Raw genomic sequence first — 3,238 nt, forward strand, 5'->3', positions numbered from 1 at the left:
TCACGGGTGTTCGTTCGTTCAGAGTTGCACAGTGGACGCGTAGCAGCTTAGTAGTCAAGTCCTCGGCCTATTAGTACCGGTCAACTGAACCCGTTACCGGGCTTACATTTCCGGCCTATCAACCCAGTCGTCTAGCTGGGGGCCTTACCCCACCAAAGGTGGGTGGGATACCTCATCTTGAAGCAGGCTTCCCGCTTAGATGCTTTCAGCGGTTATCCCTTCCGAACGTAGCTAACCAGCCGTGCCCTTGGCAGGACAACTGGCACACCAGAGGTTCGTCCGTCCCGGTCCTCTCGTACTAGGGACAGCCCTTCTCAAGTATCCTACGCGCACGGCGGATAGGGACCGAACTGTCTCACGACGTTCTAAACCCAGCTCGCGTACCGCTTTAATGGGCGAACAGCCCAACCCTTGGGACCTGCTACAGCCCCAGGATGCGACGAGCCGACATCGAGGTGCCAAACCATCCCGTCGATATGGACTCTTGGGGAAGATCAGCCTGTTATCCCCGGGGTACCTTTTATCCGTTGAGCGACACCGCTTCCACTCGCAAGTGCCGGATCACTAGTCCCGACTTTCGTCCCTGCTCGACTTGTCAGTCTCACAGTCAAGCTCCCTTGTGTACTTGCACTCAACACCTGATTGCCAACCAGGCTGAGGGAACCTTTGGGCGCCTCCGTTACCTTTTAGGAGGCAACCGCCCCAGTTAAACTACCCACCAGACACTGTCCCTGAACCGGATAACGGTCCGAAGTTAGATACCCAAATCAACCAGAGTGGTATTTCAAGATTGCCTCCACCCATACTGGCGTATGGACTTCACCGGCTCCCACCTATCCTACACAAGCTAATTCGAGTACCAATGTCAAGCTATAGTAAAGGTCCCGGGGTCTTTCCGTCCTGCCGCGCGTAACGAGCATCTTTACTCGTACTGCAATTTCGCCGGGCCTGTGGTTGAGACAGTGGGGAAGTCGTTACGCCATTCGTGCAGGTCGGAACTTACCCGACAAGGAATTTCGCTACCTTAGGATGGTTATAGTTACCACCGCCGTTTACTGGCGCTTAAGTTCTCCGCTTCGCCCCGAAGAGCTAACAGGTCCCCTTAACGTTCCAGCACCGGGCAGGCGTCAGTCCATATACATCGAATTACTTCTTCGCATGGACCTGTGTTTTTAGTAAACAGTCGCTTCCCCCTGCTCTCTGCGGCCATACAACGCTCCACCCGCGCGGGGCTTCACGTCTCCGGCCCCCCTTCTCCCTAAGTTACGGGGGCAATTTGCCGAGTTCCTTAACCACAGTTCGCCCGATCGCCTCGGTATTCTCTACCTGACCACCTGTGTCGGTTTGGGGTACGGGCCGCTAAGAACTCGCTAGAGGCTTTTCTCGGCAGCATAGGATCACTGACTTCACCTGAATCGGCTCGGCATCACGTCTCAGCCTATATGTGTTGCGGATTTGCCTACAACACGGCCTACACGCTTACCCCGGCACAACCACCGGCCGGGCTCAGCTACCTTCCTGCGTCACCCCATCGCTTGACTACTACCCATCAGGTTCCCACGCTCCCCACCCTCAACCCGAAGGTCTTGGATGGTTTGGGCGGTTAGCACAACGAGGTTCATCAGGGACGCTCTTTCGCGGGTACGGGAATATCAACCCGTTGTCCATCGACTACGCCTCTCGGCCTCGCCTTAGGTCCCGACTCACCCAGGGCGGATTAGCCTGGCCCTGGAACCCTTGGTCATCCGGCGGAAGGGTTTCTCACCCTTCTTTCGCTACTCATGCCTGCATTCTCACTCGTGCCGCGTCCACAACTGGGTCACCCCGCTGCTTCACTCGCGGCACGACGCTCCCCTACCCATCCACACACCTGCACAAGGAATCAAGTCCAAGCGAGGATAAAATGTGAATGCCACAGCTTCGGCGGTGTGCTTGAGCCCCGCTACATTGTCGGCGCGGAACCACTTGACCAGTGAGCTATTACGCACTCTTTAAAGGGTGGCTGCTTCTAAGCCAACCTCCTGGTTGTCTATGCGACCCCACATCCTTTTCCACTTAGCACACGCTTAGGGGCCTTAGCTGGTGATCTGGGCTGTTTCCCTCTCGACTACGAAGCTTATCCCCCGCAGTCTCACTGCCGCGCTCTCACTTACCGGCATTCGGAGTTTGGCTGATTTCGGTAAGCTTGTGGGCCCCCTAGACCATCCAGTGCTCTACCTCCGGCAAGAAACACGCGACGCTGCACCTAAATGCATTTCGGGGAGAACCAGCTATCACGGAGTTTGATTGGCCTTTCACCCCTAACCACAGGTCATCCCCCAATTTTTCAACATTGGTGGGTTCGGCCCTCCACGCGGTCTTACCCGCGCTTCAGCCTGCCCATGGCTAGATCACTCCGCTTCGGGTCTAGGACACGCGACTGAATCGCCCTATTCAGACTCGCTTTCGCTACGGCTCCCCCACACGGGTTAACCTCGCCACATGCCACTAACTCGCAGGCTCATTCTTCAAAAGGCACGCCGTCACCCCGCAAGGCTCCGACGGATTGTAGGCGAACGGTTTCAGGTACTATTTCACTCCCCTCCCGGGGTACTTTTCACCATTCCCTCACGGTACTTGTCCGCTATCGGTCACCAGGAAGTATTTAGGCTTACCAGGTGGTCCTGGCAGATTCACGGCAGATTTCAGGGGTCCGCCGCTACTCGGGAACACCCACAGAAGGTCAGCAACTTTCACCTACCGGACTCTCACCGTCTACGGTCAGCCATTCCAGACTGTTCGACTAGCCACTAACTTTGTAACTTCTCGAATGCATGTCAGTACATTCAGCAGGGTCCCACAACCCCGACCACGCAACCCCTGACAGGTATCACACGCAGCCGGTTTAGCCTCGATCCGCTTTCGCTCGCCACTACTCACGGAATCACTAAATTGTTTTCTCTTCCTGCGGGTACTGAGATGTTTCACTTCCCCGCGTTCCCTCCACACACCCTATGTGTTCAGGTGTGGGTGACACCACATGACTGGTGCCAGGTTTCCCCATTCGGACACCCTGGGATCACAGCTTGGTTGACAGCTCCCCCAGGCCTATCGCGGCCTCCCACGTCCTTCATCGGCTCCTGGTGCCAAGGCATTCACCGTTCGCCCTTGACAACTTGACCACAAAGATGCTCGCGTCCACTGTGCAATTCTCAACAAACGACCAACCCACAACCCGATCCGCCCCACACCAAACCCA

Annotated in this window: 1 rRNA gene; it reads right to left on the minus strand. The window is 56.3% G+C overall.

Features of this window, described 5'->3' with window-relative positions:
* Positions 1-50: 50 nt before the first annotated feature.
* Positions 51-3,161: ribosomal RNA gene (locus ACGFIW_RS33695) — 23S ribosomal RNA — on the minus strand.
* Positions 3,162-3,238 lie beyond the last annotated feature (77 nt).

Source organism: Micromonospora sp. NPDC048935, assembly GCF_043197875.1.
Classification (GTDB): Bacteria; Actinomycetota; Actinomycetes; order Mycobacteriales; family Micromonosporaceae; genus Micromonospora.